Genomic DNA, 19127 nt, shown 5'->3' on the forward strand with positions numbered 1-19127 from the left:
TTCGACGACCGCATGAAACTCGACCTGAAGATCCTCGACGCGCGCATGCGCGACTACCTGCCCGCCTACGCGACCACCGGCAGCGCCGGCCTCGACCTGCGCGCATGCCTCGACGCACCGGTCACGCTGCAGCCGGGCGAAACCACGCTCGTGCCGACCGGCCTCGCGATCCACCTTGCCGATCCCGGCTATGCGGCGCTGATCCTGCCGCGCTCGGGCCTCGGCCACAAGCACGGGATCGTGCTCGGCAACCTCGTCGGCCTGATCGACTCCGACTACCAGGGCCAGCTGATGGTCTCGACGTGGAACCGCGGCCAGACCGAGTTCGTGCTGAACCCGTTCGAACGGCTCGCGCAACTCGTGATCGTGCCGGTCGTGCAGGCGCAGTTCAACATCGTCGACGAATTCGCCGAGAGCGATCGCGGCACAGGCGGCTTCGGCAGCACCGGCCGCCACTGAGCCACGCAGCACGAAAAAAGGGGCCTCGCGGCCCCTTTCCTTTTCACGCGCCATCACTCACTTGCCACTCGATTGCGCGATTCGCGCGAGCGCCGGCTCGCGACGCCGCGCCTGCGCGATGCTCGCATAGACGACCATCGCCGCCAGCACGCCGAGCAGCACGGCCGACGAGCCGACCGTACCGAGCGCGAGGCCGCCCTTCGCGACCGGCTTCGTCAGCAGGTCGCCGACCGTTGCACCGAACGGACGGGTGAGCACGAACGCGGCCCAGAACAGCAGCACGCCGGAAATGCGCGTGAAGTAGTGCGCGAGCACGATCGCCGCCAGCAGGCCGCCGATCAGCAGTGCGCCGCCGCCGAAACCGAGCCCCGAGCTGTCGGCGAGGAAGTCGCCGAGCGCGGTGCCGAGCGTGTTCGAGAACAGGATCGCGATCCAGTACAGCAGCTCGACCTTGCGCGTCCGGATCAGGTCGACCGACAGCGATTCGCCGCTGAGGCGCCAGACCGCGAAGATCGCCAGCAGGATCGCGACCAGAATCGACGAGCCGGCCGCATAGCCGAGCCCGAGCGTGCGATCCATGAAATCGGACATTGTCGTGCCGGCCGTGCTCGTCGCGACGATCACGGCCCAGTAGATCGCCGGACGATAACGCGTCGTCCTGAGCTGCGCACCCAGCGTCACGAGGAAGAAGCCGAACAGCAGGATCGAGCTCACCGCGTAGCCGACGTTCAGCGTCATCGACAGCAGGTCGCCGCCCGTTTCGCCGAGCGTCGTCGCGCAGATCTTCATGATCCAGAACGCGAGCGTGATTTCGGGAAGTTTGTTCATTCGAACCCCTTTTTACAGGAAATGGCGCGCCGGTACGGACCCGCACGCCTTGCAGACAGGATCGAATGTAGTCGCCGCTCGCTTAACGGAACCTTAGCGACTGAAGAACGGCGTGGGCGGCCACGCCGGCGCGCTCAGCGCGCGTGTTGGTGCCGGTAATGCAGTGCGTAGGCGAGCGTCAGCAGCACGACGAATACGACGCCGACCACCATCGTCATCCGGAACTCGCGCGTGAAAGCGGTCGTCAGCAGAATCGCGGCCACGAGCCCCGCGCCGAGCAGGCTGCCGAACGGGTGTCCCCACATCCGGAACGCGAGCGCGGGGCCGCGATACCGCGAACGGAACCGCAGGTGCGTGACGAAGATCATCAGCCAGGTGAACAGCGCGCCGAACATCGCGATCGCCATCATCACCGTGAACGCGGTGTCGGGCGCAAGCGCGACCAGCACGGCCGCCACCGCGACGCCGCTCGTCGAGATCCACAGCGCCGCGCGCGGCACGCCGTTCGTGCCGAGCCGGCCGAACACCGCGGGCGCGAGACGCGCGCGCGACAGGCTGAACATCATCCGCGTCGTCACGTAGAGCTGGCTGTTCATCGCCGACAGCGCCGCGATCAACAGCACGAAGTTGATCACGCCCGCCGCGTACGGCACGTGCGTCGCGGCCATTACCTTCACGAACGGGCTTTCGTCGGTGCCGGCCTGCGTCCACGGCACGATCGCGAGCATCAGCGCGAGTGTCAGCAGGTAGAACAGCACGAGCCGGAACACGGTCGACCGGAATGCGCGCGTGACCGCGTGCTGCGGATCGCGCGCCTCGCCGGCCGCGATCGCGACGGCTTCGATGCTCATGTAGCTGAAGATCGCGACGATCACCGCGACCCACGTACCCCACGGCCCCTTCGGCATGAAGCCGCCGTGCGCGGTGTAGTTCGCGAAACCGACGCCCGATGCGGCCGGCGCCGACCAGACGAGATACGCGCCGAGCACGATGAACACGACGATCGCCGCGATCTTCAGCAGCGAAAACGCGTATTCGACCGTCCCGTACAACGTGACGCTCGCGAGGTTCACCGCGATCAGCAGCGCGGAGAAGCAGATCACCCAGTACCAGCCGGGCACCGCCGGGAACCAGTACTTCATGAACACGGCGATCGCGCTGATCTCGGTGCCGATCGCGAACACGACCGCGAACCAGTACGCATAACGCACGAGAAAACCCGCGAGCGGGCCGACGTAGTGCTCGGCATAGGCGCCGAACGAGCCGGCCGTCGGATGCGCGACCGTCATTTCCGCGAGCGCGCCCATCAGCAGCAGCGCGATCAGCGCGCCGATCGCATACGAAACCAGCACGCTCGGGCCGGCGAGCCCGATCGCGAACCCGCTGCCGAGGAACAGCCCCGTGCCGATCGCGCCGCCGATCGCGATCATCGCCATCTGCCCCGACGTCAGCGCGTGGCGCAACCCTTGTTCGCGCGCGACGATATCGTCGAACGACCGTTGTTGTTGTGTCACTGCGTTACCACTCCCCTGCACCACCATCGCGCCGCCGGCGCCGGATAAAACGAAACGGCGCGGAGAACTTCCCGCGCCGTTCGCATGAACAACGAATTATCGCTTACTCGACTTCGACCGTCTCTTCGTTCGGCTTGTGCGGCGGATTCGCCAGCTTGTCGAACGACAGCTGCACCTTGTCGCCCTCGTCGACGTCGACCGTCACGTGGCCGCCGTTGAGCAGCTTGCCGAACAGCAGTTCGTCGGCCAGCGCGCGCCGGATCGTGTCCTGGATCAGCCGCTGCATCGGCCGCGCGCCCATCAGCGGGTCGAAGCCGTGCTTCGCGAGATGCTTGCGCAACGCGTCGGTGAAGAGCGCGTCGACCTTCTTCTCGTGCAGCTGTTCCTCGAGCTGGATCAGGAACTTGTCGACCACGCGCATGATGATTTCCTCATCGAGCGAGCGGAAGCTGATGATCGCATCCAGCCGGTTACGGAACTCCGGCGTGAACAGGCGCTTGATGTCGGTCATCTCGTCGCCGGTTTCGCGGCGCGTCGTGAAGCCGATCGTCGCCTTCTGCATTGACTCGGCGCCCGCGTTCGTCGTCATGATGATGATGACGTTGCGGAAATCCGCCTTGCGGCCGTTGTTGTCCGTCAGCGTGCCGTGGTCCATCACCTGCAGCAGCACGTTGAAGATGTCCGGATGCGCCTTCTCGATTTCGTCGAGCAGCAGCACGCAATGCGGCTTCTTCGTGACGGCTTCGGTCAAGAGGCCGCCCTGGTCGAACCCGACATAGCCCGGCGGCGCACCGATCAACCGGCTCACCGCGTGACGCTCCATGTATTCCGACATGTCGAAGCGGATCAGCTCGATGCCCAGCGTGAACGCGAGCTGGCGCGCCACTTCGGTCTTGCCGACGCCCGTCGGGCCGGAGAACAGGAACGCGCCGATCGGCTTGTCCATCTTGCCGAGGCCCGCGCGCGCCATCTTGATCGAGGCCGCGAGCGCGTCGATCGCCGGATCCTGGCCAAACACGACGCTCTTCAGGTCGCGATCGAGCGTCTGCAGCTTGCTGCGATCGTCCTGCGACACGCTTTGCGCCGGCACGCGCGCGATCTTCGAGATGATTTCCTCGATCTCGCCCTTGCCGATCGTCTTCTTCTGCTTCGACTTCGGCAGGATGCGCTGCGCGGCGCCCGCCTCGTCGATCACGTCGATCGCCTTGTCCGGCAGGTGACGGTCGGTGATGAAGCGCGCCGACAGTTCGGCCGCGGCCGACAGGGCGCCCGACGAATACTTCACGCCGTGGTGCTCCTCGAAGCGCGACTTCAGCCCGCGCAGGATCGCGACCGTCTGCTCGACGCTCGGCTCCGTCACGTCGACCTTCTGGAAGCGCCGCGACAGCGCCGCATCCTTCTCGAAGATGCCGCGATATTCGGTGAACGTGGTCGCGCCGATGCACTTGAGCGTGCCCGACGACAGCGCCGGCTTCAGCAGGTTCGACGCGTCGAGCGTGCCGCCCGATGCGGCGCCCGCGCCGATCAGCGTATGGATTTCGTCGATGAACAGGATCGCGTGCGGGCGCTCCTTGAGCTCCTTCAGCACCGTCTTCAGGCGCTGCTCGAAATCGCCGCGATACTTGGTGCCTGCCAGCAACGCGCCCATGTCGAGGGAGTACACCTGCGCGTTCGCGAGGATGTCCGGCACCTCGCCGCGCGTGATCCGGTACGCGAGCCCTTCGGCGATCGCGGTCTTGCCGACGCCGGCTTCGCCGACGAGCAGCGGATTGTTCTTGCGGCGGCGGCACAGCACCTGCACGACGCGCTCGACCTCGGGCTCGCGACCGATCAGCGGATCGATGCGGCCGTCCTTCGCCATCTGGTTCAGGTTCTGCGTGAACTGGGCGAGCGGCGTTTCCTTCTGCGCATTCGCGTCTTCGCTTTCCGCGTTCGCGTCGGTCGACTTCGCGGCTTCGCCGTTGTTCGTCTTCGCGATGCCGTGCGAAATGAAGTTCACCACGTCGAGGCGCGTGACGCCCTGCTGCTGCAGGTAGTACACGGCGTGCGAATCCTTCTCGCCGAAGATCGCGACCAGCACGTTCGCGCCGGTCACTTCCTTCTTGCCGTTCGACGTCGACTGGACGTGCATGATCGCGCGCTGGATCACGCGCTGGAAACCGAGCGTCGGCTGGGTGTCGACATCGTCGGTGCCCGGGACGGTAGGTGTGTTGTCGTGGATGAAATTGCGCAGGTTCTGACGCAGGTCCTCGATGTTTGCCGCGCACGCGCGCAACACCTCGGCCGCCGTCGGATTATCCAGCAGGGCGAGCAGCAAATGCTCGACCGTAATGAACTCATGGCGCGCCTGGCGTGCTTCCATGAACGCCATGTGCAGGCTGACTTCCAATTCCTGGGCAATCATGCTTCCTCCATCACGCACTGCAGCGGATGCCCTGCCTGCCGCGCATGGGTAACGACTTGCTCAACCTTGGTCGACGCGATGTCCCGCGTATAGACCCCACAAACCCCTCGCCCTTCGCGATGGACCTTCAGCATGATCTGCGTGGCCGTCTCGCGATCCTTCTTGAAATACTCCTGGACCACCATCACGACGAACTCCATCGGCGTGAAGTCGTCGTTCAGCAGCACCACCTTGTACATCGAAGGCGGCTTGAGCTTCTGCTGCTTGCGTTCCAGGACGGTACTGTCCTGCTTGTCCGGGATAATCGCCATACACCCATTCTAAACAACTCGGACAGGCCCGCAATCCTGCCATTACCCGACCGACCGGCCGGCGCCCTCCCCGGTATCCCGGAACACGCGATCGTCCTCGCGCCATACGAAAGCCGGCTGCGGTGCCGGCTTTCACGCATGGCGCGGAACACGAACCGTCAGGGGGAATCGCACCGGAACGTCGTGTCCGCATCCAGTATCCCACAAGCCGGGACGACTCGAACGCGTGTCACTCGAGCCTGGTATATGAGCCGATTATGCGGCTTTTCAAGCCCCCGCGCTTGGCCGCATGCTGCAAAGCAAAGCCGGAAAAACCCTGAAAATGGGTTCTTTACAACGACCCTCTAAACGTCTAAAAATTCCACTTGACACTCCAATAAAGAGCGCCAACAATCAAGCTGGCACTTTTTTCAATTCGCCGATTGGCGAAACGAAAGAGGCCGAGGTGAGCTTGTGAGGGGGGAACGACTGTATTTTCAGTCGTTTAGCTTTTCGAGCGTGCTCGTGGTAAGTAGCAGCGACTGTGTGACAGGGGAAGTAGGAAAATGGCAACTGGTATCGTTAAGTGGTTCAACGACGCGAAGGGCTTCGGTTTCATCACTCCCGACGAGGGCGGTGAGGATCTGTTTGCGCACTTCTCGGCTATCACCATGAATGGCTTCAAGACGCTGAAGGAAGGCCAGAAGGTGAGCTTTGACGTCGTTCAAGGACCGAAGGGCAAGCAAGCGTCGAACATCCAGGCCGCATAAAGGCATCGGATATCGGACGAAGAAACCCGGCGCACCGCGCCGGGTTTCTTTTTTGTCTATTGGATTTTTGTTATTGCAATCGGCACTTTCTTTTTCGATTAGCTGCCGGATTCGCACAATTTCAGCGAAAGAAGTGCGATTGTCGGGTCAGGCATACAGATCGTCAGTTGTCACCGCACGGAGGACTGCCGTGCGGCGACCTAACGGGCTTGCCGCAGCAGTCAAAGCCTGCGCCTGCCCCGCGTGGCTTACCAGCTGTACGACGCGCCCGCACCCCACGTCGTCGAAGCCGAACTCATGCCGGCTCCGGCGCGCACCTTCAGGTTTTCGCCGAGCCGCACCGACGCACCCAGCGCGACGGCCTGGTAGCCGAGATAGCTGCCCATGCCGACGCCCACTGCGATCGTCTTGCCCAGATCGACATCCGGAATCATCGACAATGCGGTCGCCGCGGCCACACCGCTGTACGCCCGCCGGGCTACTGCGTTCAACTGTTTCAGGTTGACCGCATCGTGAGGCAGAACCGCGTCGGCGACGTTCGCGAGCTTGCGCTCCTGGCCCGGCGCCCCGATCGACACGGTGTCGTCACGATCGGCAATCGAGCCGTGCCCGAGCGCAACCGAATTCCGGCCGGCCGCGACCGCGTCCGTGCCGAGCGCCGTGCTATTCGTGCCTGATGACGACGCGCCGACACCGAAGCTCGAACTGCCGTCGCCGAGCGCCTCTGCGCTCACGCCCATTGCCGTCGAGTCGCGGCCGGTCGCCCTCGCGCGTGCACCGTTCGCCGTGCTGTTCGTGCCCGACGCCTCCGAATCGGCACCGGCGGCTGTGCTTGATTCACCGGTCGCCTTCGATCGCGCACCGTTTGCCGTGCTGTTCATACCGGACGCCTCCGAATTGACGCCCGTCGTCGTGCTCGATTCGCCGGTCGCCTTCGACCGCGCACCGTTTGCCGTGCTGTCCGTACCGGACGCCTCCGAATCGGCACCGGCGGCCGTGCTCGATTCGCCGTTTGCCTTCGACCGCGCACCGTTTGCCGTGCTGTCCGTACCAGACGCCTCCGAATCGGCACCGACGGCCACGCTCGATTGGCCGGTTGCCTTCGAGCGGGCACCATTGGCCGTGCTGTCCGTACCAGACGCCTCCGAATCGGCACCGGCGGCCGTGCTCGATTCGCCGTTTGCCTTCGAGCGGGCGCCGTTTGCCGTGCTGTCCGTACCGGACGCCTCCGAATCAGCACCGGCGGCCGTGCTCGATTCGCCGTTTGCCTTCGACCGCGCACCATTGGCCGTGCTGTCCGTACCAGACGCCTCCGAATCGGCACCGGCGGCCACGCTCGATTGGCCGGTCGCCTTCGACCGCGCCCCGTTTGCCGTGCTCGAGTCGCCCGTCGCCGAGGCGTTCACACCCGCTGCCGTACTCCCCGCCCCGGATGCATTCGAATTCTTGCCAACCGCGACACTGTCCTTGCCAGTGCCGGGAGACGGCAGCGAACCTTCGAGGCGATTCTTCAGGTTGGAGACATCGCTCTGCAGGCCCGACAGCCTACCGTTGATCGTCGACACACTGTTTTCCAGCGAGTCCACCCGTTCGCTAATCGTTTGAGCGTTCGCGTCCACGAGCATCAATCCGAGCATGCCAGCCACACCGGACGCGATCGCACGCATGGCGAGCACACGTGCGGCATCCGAAACAGAGCGCCCGCCTTTCATTTCCCGCATTCCATTCGGATTACTAATTATTTTCATGATATTCCTAACCAAATCCACATCAAACATTCCGGCGTGAGACTCCACCCAGCAAATCTCAATATTGTTAGCGCCGCACTTCCGCGTTTTGCCGAAACATCGGGGGTTGACCATGCATCCGGTATTCCCGAAATGTCGCCCTTCCGCCGCGCCTGGCAATCCGAGCGTGTCACCTTCCAAGGTGATCGCGGACCAGTATAGGAAGCACAGACGCCCCGGAAAATAGGACAAGTTCTATTTTGCGTTCCGGCGACTAAGAGTCCCTTTAAACCACGTGCCGGTCGTATGCGCGGCCGACATAAAACGCGCGTTCAAGCGGGGATACGAAAAAAGCCGCGCACCGAATACGATGCGCGGCTTGTCTGCAGCATTCGATTTCGACCGTCGGCGACACATGACATATCGTGCGCCGCCCACGGTTCAGACGACCCTCAGCGTCCCCATCATCCCGAGATCCTCGTGTTCGAGAATGTGGCAGTGAAACATACGCTCTCCGGGCATGTCTTGCGTGACGAGAATCGACACGGTTTCACCGCTGCGCACGTTCACGGTATCGCGCCATGCGCGGAACGGTTCGCTCGTGCGCGAACCGGCCGACGCCCGCTCGATCACCTGGAACTGCGTGCCGTGCAGATGGAACGGATGGTCCATGTCGGTCGTATTGCGGATCTCCCAGCGCTCGACGTCGCCGCGACGGCTCGTCAGCGTCGCGCGGTGCGGCGCGTAGGTGTCGCCGTTGATCGTGAAGCGCATGCCCGCCGGCCGGCCGTGCGCCGCGCCCTTCATCATCGCGTCCATGTCCATTTCCTCGCCGAACGCGACCGTCTTGTGCGCCACCGGTTCGCCCAGCGGCCGCACCGCGCGCAGCGTGGCAGGCAGCGCACGGGCCTCGGCGGGTACGAACGCGACATCGGCCAGCGCGAGCGCCGGATCGGGCGGCAGGCTGCCGTGGCCGTCGTCGTGCGACATCGCCATCTTGCGGCGGTCGTACTCGGCCGCCTGCAGCACCGCGCGCGACGCGCGGTCGCCGGCGTGCACCAGCACCTCCGCGCGCTCGCCCGGCGCGATCAGCAGCGACGTCACGCGCCGCGGCGCATCGAACAATCCGCCGTCGGTGCCCGCGTGCTCGAACACGCGGCCGTCGTCGAATGCGATGCGCAGGTAGCGTGCGCTGCACGCGTTCCAGACACGCCAGCGTTCGTCGCCCGCGACGTCGATGCGCGGCCGGCGCGCGCCGTTGACCAGCACGAATTGACCTTCACGGCCGTTCATCCAGTCCATCATGTCGTTCGGCGCAATCGTGCCGTCGCGTGCAAGCTTCAGATCCGACACGAACAGGTGGCGCTCGGGCCAGCCGGCAAGCGGATCGTCTGCGGCACGCACGACGAACGGGCCGGCCAGCCCGCGGAACACCTGCTCGGCGGTCATCATGTGCGGATGCGGGTGGTACCAGTAGGTACCGGCGCTGCCCTTCGGCAACGTGAAGCGATACACGCGCGACGCTCCGGGCGCGACGGGATCGGACGGGTTGCCGTCCTGATCGGGCGGCACGGGCAGGCCGTGCCAGTGGATCGTCGACGGCTGCGGCAGCTTGTTCACGAACCGGATCTCGACCGTATCGCCCTCGCGCACGTCGATCAGCGGGCCGACGACCGGGCCTTGCGTGCCCGCGCCGAACTGCCAGAACGTCGTCGGCCGCGCGCCGCGCAGCAGCGGTCGCGCCACCGGTTGAGCGACGAGCGTGGCCCGGAACGTGCCGGGCTCACGACTTTCGTTGGGCAGCGTACGCAACGTCCCGAGCGGCGCGCCGGCCGGCAGTGCGTCGGCGGGCGCGAGCGCGACCGGCGCGGGCGTGCCGTGCTGCGCGTGACCCGGCATCCCTGACATGCCCGACATGCCGGGCATGTCGTCCATCGAATCCATGCCGGCCATGCCAGCATGACCGGCATGCTGCGCCCATGCAGTGCGCGCGAACAGCGACGCGGCCGCGACACCGATGGCGCGCGACAGGAAGGTTCTCCGTCTCATCAATCAATCCTCGTTATTCATGCGGCGCCACGCGACAGCCGCGGCGGTCGCGTCATCATAACCGCAGGGCCCGATCGAAAAACGCCGCCGCCTGTCGGGCGGCGATACGCCGCAGCAAGCCGCGCTACCGCGCCGGATACGGCGCCACGACCGACATCGCCGATCGCCGCTTCGGCAACCGCTGCCGGTCACCGATCGCCCGTTCGCGCCTTCCGCTCGCCCCTCACGTTCGCACCCGCTGCATCGACGATCCGTCAATCCGCCGTTTTTTCACGATGCGGAATAAGTCACTGCGTTATAAAAATTCGTGGTGCAGGGCACAAATTTCCCGTTTCGCGATGCCGAAAAACGTTCCGCAATACAAAACGACGTGAGTAATTAATTGTTTTTAAAAGAGAATTTTTGTTTCGAGAAGCCGTTCTACATGCACCATCCGAGCAGGTCGCGGACGTAGACTTTGTTCCATGCACTGACGCTTCGCCACCCCGTTCGATACGGACACCGGCGCAAGCAGCCAGTCGGGCCACAGCCGGCCGAGCCGGCAGGCGGCACAACAGAATCGCTCGTAATCAGAATGGGAGAACGGAAATGAAGGGATTTCGCTTTGGTTCAGCGCTCGGGTCGTTCTACATCCTGCCGGCAAACGGCGGCTGGGAAGCGACGTTCGGCAACGCCCTGCTCGGCGCATTCTCGTGTCCGGAAGTGGCTGCCGACCGCATCTCCCGCGGCGACTGCGAGCAGCCGTCCGAACTCGACACGGCCACACTCGAAGTGCCGGACGAAATCACGGAATGGGAAATCGTTCACGTCTGAATGGCAAGCCTGCAACGACAAACGCCCCGGGCGACCGGGGCGTTTTTCTTGAGTGCCGGGCGGCGAAAGGTTCAACCCGCCGCGCCGGCACTTGCATCGGCTCGCGCGATTGCGCGGCCGGTGTCAGGCAACCGCGTCGACGATGCCGTTCAGCGTCGCGCTCGGGCGCATTGCCTGGCTCGTCAGCTCGACGTTCGGACGGTAGTAGCCGCCGATCGCCTGCGGCTTGCCTTGCGCGGCCGCCAGTTCTTCCAGGATGCGCGCTTCGCTGTCGGACAGCGCCTTCGCCACGCCTTCGAACTGCGCCTTCAGCGCGGCGTCCTCGGTCTGCTCGGCCAGCGCCTGCGCCCAGTACAGGCACAGGTAGAAATGGCTGCCGCGGTTGTCGAGGCCGCCGACCTTGCGCGCCGGCGACTTGTTCTCGTCGAGGAACTTGCCGGTCGCCTGGTCGAGCGTCTTCGCGAGGACGAGCGCCTTCGGGTTCTGGTAAGCGTTGCCGAGATGTTCGAGCGACGCGGCCAGCGCGAGGAATTCGCCGAGCGAATCCCAGCGCAAGAAGCCTTCCTCGACGAACTGCTGAACGTGCTTCGGCGCGGAGCCGCCCGCCCCCGTTTCGAACATCCCGCCGCCGGCCATCAGCGGCACGATCGACAGCATCTTCGCGCTGGTGCCGAGTTCCATGATCGGGAACAGGTCGGTCAGGTAATCGCGCAGCACGTTGCCGGTGACCGAAATCGTGTCCTTGCCCGCGCGGATGCGCTCGAGCGAGAAACGCGTGGCGTCGACCGGCGTCATGATGCGGATGTCGAGGCCGTTCGTGTCGTGATCCTTCAGGTAGCGTTCGACCTTCGCGATGATCTGCGCATCGTGCGCACGCGCCGGGTCGAGCCAGAACACCGCCGGGGCGCCGGTGGCGCGGGCGCGGTTCACCGCGAGCTTGACCCAGTCCTGCACCGGTGCGTCCTTCGTCTGGCACATGCGCCAGATGTCGCCCGACTCGACCGCGTGCTCCAGCAGCACGTTGCCGGCTTCGTCGACGACGCGCACGACGCCGTCCGCCGGGATCTGGAACGTCTTGTCGTGCGAACCGTATTCTTCGGCTGCCTGCGCCATCAGGCCGACGTTCGGCACGCTGCCCATCGTGACCGGATCGAACGCGCCGTGCTGCTTGCAGTCCTCGATCACGGCCTGGTAGACGCCCGCGTAGCAGCGGTCCGGAATCACGGCCTTCGCGTCGTACAGTTGACCGTCCGGGCCCCACATGCCGCCCGAATCGCGGATCATCGCCGGCATCGATGCGTCGACGATCACGTCGCTCGGCACATGCAGGTTCGTGATGCCCTTGTCCGAGTTGACCATCGCGAGGCGCGGGCGCACCGCGTATTCGGCCTTGACGTCGGCTTCGATCGCTTCGCGCGTGTCGGCCGGCAGATCCTTCAGGCGCGCGTACAGATCGCCGATCCCGTTGTTCGGGTTGAAGCCGACCTTCGCCAGCACGTCCGCGTGCTTCGCGAGCACGTCGCCGTAGAACACCGACACGAAGTGACCGAACAGGATCGGGTCCGAGACCTTCATCATGGTCGCCTTCAGGTGCACCGAGAACAGCACGTCCTGCGCCTTCGCGTCGGCGATCTGCGCTTCGATGAAGCTGCGCAGCGCGTGGCGGCTCATCACCGATGCGTCGATCACTTCACCGGCCTTCACGGCCGTCTTTTCCTTCAGCACCTTCTTCACGCCGTCGGTCGTCGTGAGTTCGATCTTCACGCTGCCGGCATCGGCGATCAGCGCCGATTTCTCGCTGCCGTAGAAGTCGCCTTCGGTCATGTGCGCGACGTGGGACTTCGACGTGGACTTCCACGCGCCCATCTTGTGCGGATGCTTGCGTGCGTAGTTCTTGACCGACAGCGGCGCGCGGCGGTCGGAGTTGCCTTCGCGCAGCACCGGGTTCACCGCGCTGCCCTTGATCTTGTCGTAGCGGGCCTTGACGGCCTTCTCTTCGTCCGTCGACGGATCTTCCGGATAGGCCGGCAGTGCGTAGCCCTGCGCCTGCAATTCGGCGATCGCGGCCTTCAGCTGCGGCACCGATGCGCTGATGTTCGGCAACTTGATGATGTTCGCTTCCGGCTTCAGCGTGAGCTGTCCCAGCTCGCCCAGATCGTCGGAACCCTTCTGCTCCGACGGCAGGACGTCTGCGAATGCCGCGATGATGCGGCCGGCGAGCGAGATGTCGCGCGTTTCGACGGCGACGCCGGACGAACGCGTGAAGGCCTTGACGATCGGCAGCAGCGAATAGGTCGCGAGCGCCGGCGCTTCGTCGGTGAGGGTGTAGATGATCTTGGGCGAAGTGGACATGGTGGTCAAAGCATTGCTACGTGATGGTGGAACTGAAGAGCGCCGGCGGTAACCGGCGGGGAGCGACCGGGTCGATCGCGAAAGGGGCGCGCCGGTTCAGCCGGGCGGTGGTGTTGCGAGGGCCGTCATGTTTTACCTTGCAGGGCTCGCGGGCCGCATCGCGGCGCCGCGGCCCGCATGCCGGGCCGCCCTGCCAACAAACCTGCCATCCACGAAACGCTCCGGCGCCGGCAGTCAGCGCCGGAGCGGCCGGCAACGTGCCGGCCCACCCCGGAAGGGGTCTTACATGTTCTCGATCAGCACTTCGCCGAAGCCGGAGCACGACACCTGCGTCGCGCCTTCCATCAGGCGCGCGAAGTCGTACGTGACGCGCTTCTGCAGGATCGACTTTTCCATTGCGGCGATGATCGTGTCGGCTGCTTCCGTCCAGCCGAGGTGGCGCAGCATCATTTCCGCCGACAGGATCTCGGAACCCGGGTTCACGTAATCCTTGCCTGCGTACTTCGGCGCCGTGCCGTGCGTCGCTTCGAACATCGCGACCGAATCCGACAGGTTCGCGCCCGGCGCGATCCCGATGCCGCCGACCTGCGCGGCCAGCGCGTCGGAGACGTAGTCGCCGTTCAGGTTCAGCGTCGCGATCACGTCGTATTCGGCCGGGCGCAGCAGGATCTGCTGCAGGAATGCGTCGGCGATCGAATCCTTGATCGTGATCTCGTTGCCCGTCTTCGGGTTCTTCACGCGCATCCACGGGCCGCCGTCGATCAGCTCGCCGCCGAATTCCTTTTGCGCGAGCGCGTAGCCGGCGTCACGGAACAGGCCTTCCGTGAACTTCATGATGTTGCCCTTGTGCACCAGCGTGACCGACTTGCGATCGTTGTCGATCGCGTACTGGATCGCCTTGCGCACGAGGCGCTCGGTGCCTTCGGTCGACACGGGCTTGACGCCGATCCCGGAGGTTTCCGGGAAGCGGATCTTCTTCACGCCCATCTCGTCCTGCAGGAACTTGATCACCTTCTTCGCCTGCTCGGAGCCCGCGGCCCATTCGATGCCCGCGTAGATGTCTTCCGAGTTCTCGCGGAAGATCACCATGTCGATCTTCTGCGGCTCGCGCACCGGCGACGGCACGCCCTTGAAGTACTGGATCGGGCGCAGGCACACGTACAGGTCGAGCTCCTGGCGCAGCGCGACGTTCAGCGAACGGATGCCGCCGCCGACCGGGGTCGTGAGCGGCCCCTTGATCGACACCACGTATTCCTTCAGCACCTGCAGCGTTTCGTCCGGGAGCCACACGTCCGGACCGTACACCTTGGTCGCCTTCTCGCCCGCGAAAATCTCCATCCAGTGGATCTTGCGCTTGCCCTTGTACGCATGCGCGACCGCCGCGTCGACGACCTTGATCATGACCGGGGTGATATCGAAGCCCGTACCGTCGCCTTCGATATAGGGAATGATCGGCTGATCGGAAACGTTGAGCGAGAAGTCCTTGTTGACGGTGATCTTGTCACCGCCCTCCGGAACCTTGATGTGCTGATACGGCATGATCGACTCCAGTGACGTGGCTGAGCAGGTGATGCTGGTCGAAGCTGCGCGCGCGGCGGGGGCGCGGCATGGCCACCCCGTGACGGCAACAGCGAGCCGCTATTCTAGCGCCCCAACCGGGCACTTCGGCGCGAACCGCGGCACTGCGTATCAAGACCTCACTTATGTCTTATATAAGACAGAGGACTTGCCGTTCCGTATTATGCATTAAGATTCCGCCATTTGCCATAGACCGCCCGCCCCCGCTCTCCGCGGGGCGCCGGTGGGCGCCCCGCCATGAACCTGATCGCCCTCAACAAGCCGTTCGGCACGATTTGCCAGTTTTCCGCGCACGAGACGCGGCCGTCGCTCGGCGACTGGGTAAAAACGCCCGGCGTGTACGCGGCCGGCCGGCTCGACGCGGACAGCGAGGGGCTGCTGCTGCTCACCGACGACGGCGCGCTGCAGGCCCGCATCGCGGAGCCGCGCCACAAGCTGGTGAAGCGCTACTGGGCGCAGGTCGACGGCGCGCCGGGGCCCGCCGACCTGAAGGCGCTCGCACGCGGCGTCGACCTCGGCGACTACGTGACGCGCCCGTGCCGCGCCGAATTCATCGAGCCGCCCGACACGCTGTGGCCGCGCAATCCGCCGATCCGCTACCGCGCCGCGATCCCGACCACGTGGATCGAGCTGGCGATCACCGAGGGCAAGAACCGGCAGGTGCGCCGGATGACGGCGGCCGTCGGCTTCCCGACGTTGCGTCTGGTGCGCGTCGGCATCGGCGCGCTCGATATATTCGCGCTCGGCATTGCACCGGGCGAAACGATCGCCCTGCCGCCGCGCGCGCCGTGGGACGGTTTCGCATCCGCCGGATGACGAATCCGGGAATGCACGAATTTTTCGTCATCTTTTTCGTCAACCGCCCCCCGAGATCGCGCGTTAAACCACGCAGATGCCAACCTTAGCTATCCGGCATTGGCAGCCGAACCCCGTGTTTGCGTCACGAAAGCGACGTTTTATTCGAATACGATTCGGCGCCCGCAGCGCAAAGAGAAATTTCTCGAAGCGTCTGTCAACCGAAAGGTGGATGGCACCGTTAGACGACATGACTCCTATTGCCGGGTCATTTGGTTAATTAACTAAAGCTGAGGAACACAACATGAACAAACTGATCGCCGCTCTGGTCGCTGGCCTCTTCGCAACGGCTGCTTTCGCACAAGCTTCGGCTCCGGAAGCTGCTCCGGCAGCAGCAGAAGCTGCTTCGGCACCGGCCAAGCACGCTGCCAAGAAGCACCACGCTGCCAAGAAGCACCACAAGGCATCGAAGAAGGCTGCAGCAAGCGACGCAGCAGCACCGGCAGCTGCTTCGAACTAAGTAAGCAAGCTGTAATAACGCAGTCAAGAACACGCAGTTCTGCCGTTCTTACGGCGTTGAAAGGCAGATCACCGCAAGGCGATCTGCCTTTTTCTTTTTTGTGCCCGCCGGCGCGCATCGCGTACCATGCGGGTCTCGTTTTCCAGACAGGAGCCATGCTGTGTCATTCTCCCTGCGCTCGTCGCTCGGCCGCCTTGCGCGCGCCGCCGTGTTTCCCGCCGCCCTCGCCGTCCTCGCGCTCGGCATGCAGGCCGCCGGCGCGCAAGTGCCGCCCGGCGCCAAGCAGCCGAGCGAGTTCCCGCGCGTGAAGCTGCGCGCCGGCATGTATGTGATCGACGCGGCCGTCGCCGCCAACGACGCCGATCGCGAACAGGGGCTGATGTACCGTTCGCAGCTCGCGCCGAACGAAGGCATGCTGTTCGTCTTCAACGAGAACGCCGTGCACTGCTTCTGGATGAAGAACACGCTGATTCCGCTGTCGATCGCGTTCATCCGCGCGGACGGCACGATCACCGACATCGACGAGATGCGCGCGGAAACCACCGACAACCACTGTCCGCGCAACAACGGCGTCTATGCGCTCGAAATGAGCAAGGGCTGGTTCGCCGCGAAGGGCATCAAGCCCGGCATGAAGCTCGACGGCCTGCCGCGGGCCCAATAACGGCAACGGCCCGCGCGGCGGCATCGCGCCGCGCACCGACCGAAAGCCGGCCGCCCGTTGCGCGCCGGCTTTTTTTCGCCCGCCGGCGGCGATGCACGCCTTGATTCCGCCGGCGCCGGCCGCATCTGCAAAAGCCACGCGCAAGCGCTATGCTTGAAGTCTCGCTTGTTTCAGCCCGGGTCGGCCCCAGCCGGCCCGCTTACGATCCGAACCACCAGGAGGTTCACGTGCCCCGCAAAACCCCCATCGAGCGCTATCGAAATATCGGGATCAGCGCTCACATCGATGCCGGCAAGACCACGACGACCGAGCGCATCCTGTTTTACACCGGCGTGAGCCACAAGATCGGTGAAGTGCACGACGGCGCGGCCACGATGGACTGGATGGAGCAGGAGCAGGAACGCGGCATCACGATCACGTCGGCTGCTACCACGGCCTTCTGGAAGGGCATGGCCGGCAACTATCCGGAACACCGGATCAACATCATCGATACGCCCGGGCACGTCGACTTCACGATCGAGGTCGAGCGCTCGATGCGCGTGCTCGACGGCGCGTGCATGGTCTACGACTCGGTCGGCGGCGTGCAGCCGCAATCGGAAACCGTGTGGCGCCAGGCGAACAAGTACAAGGTGCCGCGCATCGCGTTCGTCAACAAGATGGACCGGATCGGCGCCGACTTCTTCCGCGTGCAGAAGCAGATCGGCGAGCGCCTGAAAGGCGTCGCCGTGCCGATCCAGATTCCGATCGGCGCGGAAGATCATTTCCAGGGCGTCGTCGATCTCGTGAAGATGAAGGCGATCGTGTGGGACGACGAAAGCCAGGGCGTGAAGTTCACGTACGAGGACATCCCCGCGAACCTGGTCGAGCTCGCGCACGAATGGCGCGAGAAGATGGTTGAGGCCGCGGCCGAAGCGAGCGAGGAACTGCTCGAGAAGTATCTGCACGACCATGAATCGCTGACCGAGGACGAAATCAAGGCCGCGCTGCGCAAGCGCACGATCGCGAACGAGATCGTGCCGATGCTGTGCGGCAGCGCGTTCAAGAACAAGGGCGTGCAGGCGATGCTCGACGCGGTGATCGACTACCTGCCGTCGCCGGTCGACGTGCCCGCGATCCTCGGCCACGACCTGCACGACAAGGAGGCGGAACGTCATCCGAATGACGAAGACCCGTTCTCCGCGCTCGCGTTCAAGATCATGACCGACCCGTTCGTCGGCCAGTTGATCTTCTTCCGCGTGTATTCGGGCGTGGTCGAATCCGGCGACACGGTGCTCAACGCGACGAAGGACAAGAAGGAGCGGCTCGGCCGGATCCTGCAGATGCACGCGAACGAGCGCAAGGAAATCAAGGAAGTGCGCGCGGGCGACATCGCTGCCGCGGTCGGCCTGAAGGAAGCGACCACGGGCGACACGCTGTGCGATCCGGCTCACCCGATCGTGCTCGAACGCATGATTTTCCCGGAGCCGGTGATTTCGCAGGCCGTCGAGCCGAAGACGAAGGCCGACCAGGAAAAGATGGGCCTGGCGCTCAACCGTCTGGCTCAGGAAGACCCGTCGTTCCGCGTGCAGACCGACGAGGAATCGGGGCAGACGATCATTTCGGGGATGGGCGAGCTCCACCTCGAAATCCTGGTCGACCGGATGAAGCGTGAATTCGGCGTGGAAGCGACGGTGGGCAAGCCGCAGGTCGCGTATCGCGAGACGGTGCGCACGCCGGCGAAGGACGTCGAGGGCAAGTTCGTCAAGCAGTCGGGCGGCCGCGGCCAGTACGGGCACGCGGTGATCACGCTCGAGCCGAACCCCGGCAAGGGCTACGAGTTCGTCGACGCGATCAAGGGCGGCGTGATTCCGCGCGAATACATTCCGTCGGTCGACAAGGGGATCCAGGAAACGCTGAAGAGCGGCGTGCTGGCCGGCTACCCGGTTGTCGACGTGAAGGTCACGCTGACGTTCGGCTCGTACCACGACGTCGACTCGAACGAAAACGCCTTCCGCATGGCCGGCTCGATGGCGTTCAAGGAAGCGATGCGCAAGGCAAAGCCCGTGCTGCTCGAGCCGATGATGGCCGTCGAGGTCGAGACGCCCGAGGACTTCATGGGTAACGTGATGGGCGACCTGTCGAGCCGGCGCGGCATCGTGCAGGGGATGGAGGACATCGCGGGCGGCGGCGGCAAGCTGGTGCGTGCCGAGGTGCCGCTCGCGGAGATGTTCGGCTATTCGACGTCGCTGCGCTCGGCGACGCAAGGTCGTGCGACGTATACGATGGAGTTCAAGCATTACGCGGAAACGCCGACGAACGTGTCGGAAGCCGTGATCAACGCGAAGACGAAGTAAGCGCCGCGCGCGCCCTTCCTGGCGCATGCACGCG

At 64.7% G+C, this 19127-nt stretch carries 15 protein-coding genes; 7 read left to right on the forward strand and 8 right to left on the reverse strand.

What is annotated here, in order from left to right; translation table 11 throughout:
• The first annotated feature begins 12 nt into the window (after positions 1–12).
• The gene (gene dut, locus CFB46_RS00610) at positions 13–459 is read left to right on the forward strand and encodes a dUTP diphosphatase (RefSeq protein ID WP_027785208.1); all 447 of its coding nucleotides are present in this window, start codon (positions 13–15) and stop codon (positions 457–459) included.
• 57 nt (positions 460–516) lie between these two features.
• Here the strand turns inward: dut and CFB46_RS00615 are convergent, their stop codons facing one another.
• The 4 genes from CFB46_RS00615 to clpS all read right to left on the reverse strand — a co-directional run bounded on the left by CFB46_RS00615 (position 517) and on the right by clpS (position 5516).
• A complete protein-coding gene (locus CFB46_RS00615; protein WP_089499106.1) occupies positions 517–1287 on the reverse strand; it encodes a COG4705 family protein in 771 nt (256 codons plus the stop codon).
• A gap of 134 nt (positions 1288–1421) precedes the next feature.
• Positions 1422–2801, reverse strand: a complete 1380-nt coding sequence (locus tag CFB46_RS00620) for an amino acid permease (RefSeq protein ID WP_027785210.1) — start codon at positions 2799–2801, stop codon at positions 1422–1424.
• Positions 2802–2904: 103 nt separating this feature from the next.
• A complete protein-coding gene (gene clpA, locus CFB46_RS00625; protein WP_027785211.1) occupies positions 2905–5205 on the reverse strand; it encodes an ATP-dependent Clp protease ATP-binding subunit ClpA in 2301 nt (766 codons plus the stop codon).
• Positions 5202–5516 carry an ATP-dependent Clp protease adapter ClpS gene (clpS, locus tag CFB46_RS00630; protein ID WP_006398529.1) on the reverse strand — a complete coding sequence of 105 codons (315 nt, stop codon included), beginning with the start codon at positions 5514–5516 and terminating at the stop codon, positions 5202–5204. The genes clpA and clpS overlap by 4 nt, the downstream gene beginning before the upstream one ends.
• Before the next feature lie 545 nt (positions 5517–6061).
• Here clpS and CFB46_RS00635 point away from each other — a divergent pair.
• The gene (locus CFB46_RS00635; RefSeq protein ID WP_006478030.1) at positions 6062–6265 is read left to right on the forward strand and encodes a cold-shock protein; all 204 of its coding nucleotides are present in this window, start codon (positions 6062–6064) and stop codon (positions 6263–6265) included.
• A 248-nt stretch (positions 6266–6513) separates the two neighbouring features.
• Here CFB46_RS00635 and CFB46_RS00640 read toward each other — a convergent pair whose 3' ends face one another.
• On the reverse strand, positions 6514–8043 hold the full coding sequence (locus tag CFB46_RS00640; RefSeq protein WP_227789535.1) for a YadA family autotransporter adhesin: 1530 nt from the start codon (positions 8041–8043) through the stop codon (positions 6514–6516).
• 390 nt (positions 8044–8433) lie between these two features.
• A complete protein-coding gene (locus CFB46_RS00645; protein ID WP_027785213.1) occupies positions 8434–10041 on the reverse strand; it encodes a multicopper oxidase family protein in 1608 nt (535 codons plus the stop codon).
• 588 nt (positions 10042–10629) lie between these two features.
• Between CFB46_RS00645 and CFB46_RS00650 the strand changes: the two genes are divergently transcribed.
• A complete protein-coding gene (locus CFB46_RS00650; RefSeq protein WP_027785214.1) occupies positions 10630–10854 on the forward strand; it encodes a hypothetical protein in 225 nt (74 codons plus the stop codon).
• A 123-nt stretch (positions 10855–10977) separates the two neighbouring features.
• Here the strand turns inward: CFB46_RS00650 and CFB46_RS00655 are convergent, their stop codons facing one another.
• Positions 10978–13206 carry an NADP-dependent isocitrate dehydrogenase gene (locus tag CFB46_RS00655; RefSeq protein WP_027785215.1) on the reverse strand — a complete coding sequence of 743 codons (2229 nt, stop codon included), beginning with the start codon at positions 13204–13206 and terminating at the stop codon, positions 10978–10980.
• Between the two features lie 282 nt (positions 13207–13488).
• Positions 13489–14745 (reverse strand): NADP-dependent isocitrate dehydrogenase, encoded by a 1257-nt coding sequence (icd, locus tag CFB46_RS00660; RefSeq protein WP_027785216.1) that lies wholly within the window; start codon positions 14743–14745, stop codon positions 13489–13491.
• A 276-nt stretch (positions 14746–15021) separates the two neighbouring features.
• Between icd and CFB46_RS00670 the strand changes: the two genes are divergently transcribed.
• The 4 genes from CFB46_RS00670 to fusA all read left to right on the forward strand — a co-directional run bounded on the left by CFB46_RS00670 (position 15022) and on the right by fusA (position 19093).
• Positions 15022–15600: a pseudouridine synthase gene (locus tag CFB46_RS00670; protein WP_027785218.1), complete on the forward strand. Its 579-nt coding sequence runs from the start codon at positions 15022–15024 to the stop codon at positions 15598–15600.
• A 283-nt stretch (positions 15601–15883) separates the two neighbouring features.
• A complete protein-coding gene (locus CFB46_RS00675) occupies positions 15884–16099 on the forward strand; it encodes a hypothetical protein (protein ID WP_011352970.1) in 216 nt (71 codons plus the stop codon).
• Positions 16100–16259: 160 nt separating this feature from the next.
• Positions 16260–16760, forward strand: a complete 501-nt coding sequence (locus CFB46_RS00680; RefSeq protein ID WP_027785219.1) for a DUF192 domain-containing protein — start codon at positions 16260–16262, stop codon at positions 16758–16760.
• 227 nt (positions 16761–16987) lie between these two features.
• Positions 16988–19093, forward strand: coding sequence for an elongation factor G (gene fusA, locus CFB46_RS00685; RefSeq protein WP_027785220.1), 2106 nt, complete (start codon positions 16988–16990; stop codon positions 19091–19093).
• The last annotated feature ends 34 nt before the right edge of the window (positions 19094–19127 follow it).

Origin of the sequence: Burkholderia sp. HI2761, from assembly GCF_002223355.1 — a bacterium.
GTDB lineage: Bacteria > Pseudomonadota > Gammaproteobacteria > Burkholderiales > Burkholderiaceae > Burkholderia.

Bases quoted from the DNA above. Each gene is read 5' to 3' on its own strand.
- dut (WP_027785208.1), top strand. From the start codon at position 13: ATGAAACTCGACCTGAAGATCCTCGACGCGCGCATGCGCGACTACCTG.
- CFB46_RS00615 (WP_089499106.1), bottom strand. From the start codon at position 1,287: ATGAACAAACTTCCCGAAATCACGCTCGCGTTCTGGATCATGAAGATC.
- clpA (WP_027785211.1), bottom strand. From the start codon at position 5,205: ATGATTGCCCAGGAATTGGAAGTCAGCCTGCACATGGCGTTCATGGAA.
- clpS (WP_006398529.1), bottom strand. From the start codon at position 5,516: ATGGCGATTATCCCGGACAAGCAGGACAGTACCGTCCTGGAACGCAAG.
- CFB46_RS00635 (WP_006478030.1), top strand. From the start codon at position 6,062: ATGGCAACTGGTATCGTTAAGTGGTTCAACGACGCGAAGGGCTTCGGT.
- CFB46_RS00640 (WP_227789535.1), bottom strand. From the start codon at position 8,043: ATGTTTGATGTGGATTTGGTTAGGAATATCATGAAAATAATTAGTAAT.
- CFB46_RS00645 (WP_027785213.1), bottom strand. From the start codon at position 10,041: ATGAGACGGAGAACCTTCCTGTCGCGCGCCATCGGTGTCGCGGCCGCG.
- CFB46_RS00650 (WP_027785214.1), top strand. From the start codon at position 10,630: ATGAAGGGATTTCGCTTTGGTTCAGCGCTCGGGTCGTTCTACATCCTG.
- CFB46_RS00655 (WP_027785215.1), bottom strand. From the start codon at position 13,206: ATGTCCACTTCGCCCAAGATCATCTACACCCTCACCGACGAAGCGCCG.
- icd (WP_027785216.1), bottom strand. From the start codon at position 14,745: ATGCCGTATCAGCACATCAAGGTTCCGGAGGGCGGTGACAAGATCACC.
- CFB46_RS00670 (WP_027785218.1), top strand. From the start codon at position 15,022: ATGAACCTGATCGCCCTCAACAAGCCGTTCGGCACGATTTGCCAGTTT.
- CFB46_RS00675 (WP_011352970.1), top strand. From the start codon at position 15,884: ATGAACAAACTGATCGCCGCTCTGGTCGCTGGCCTCTTCGCAACGGCT.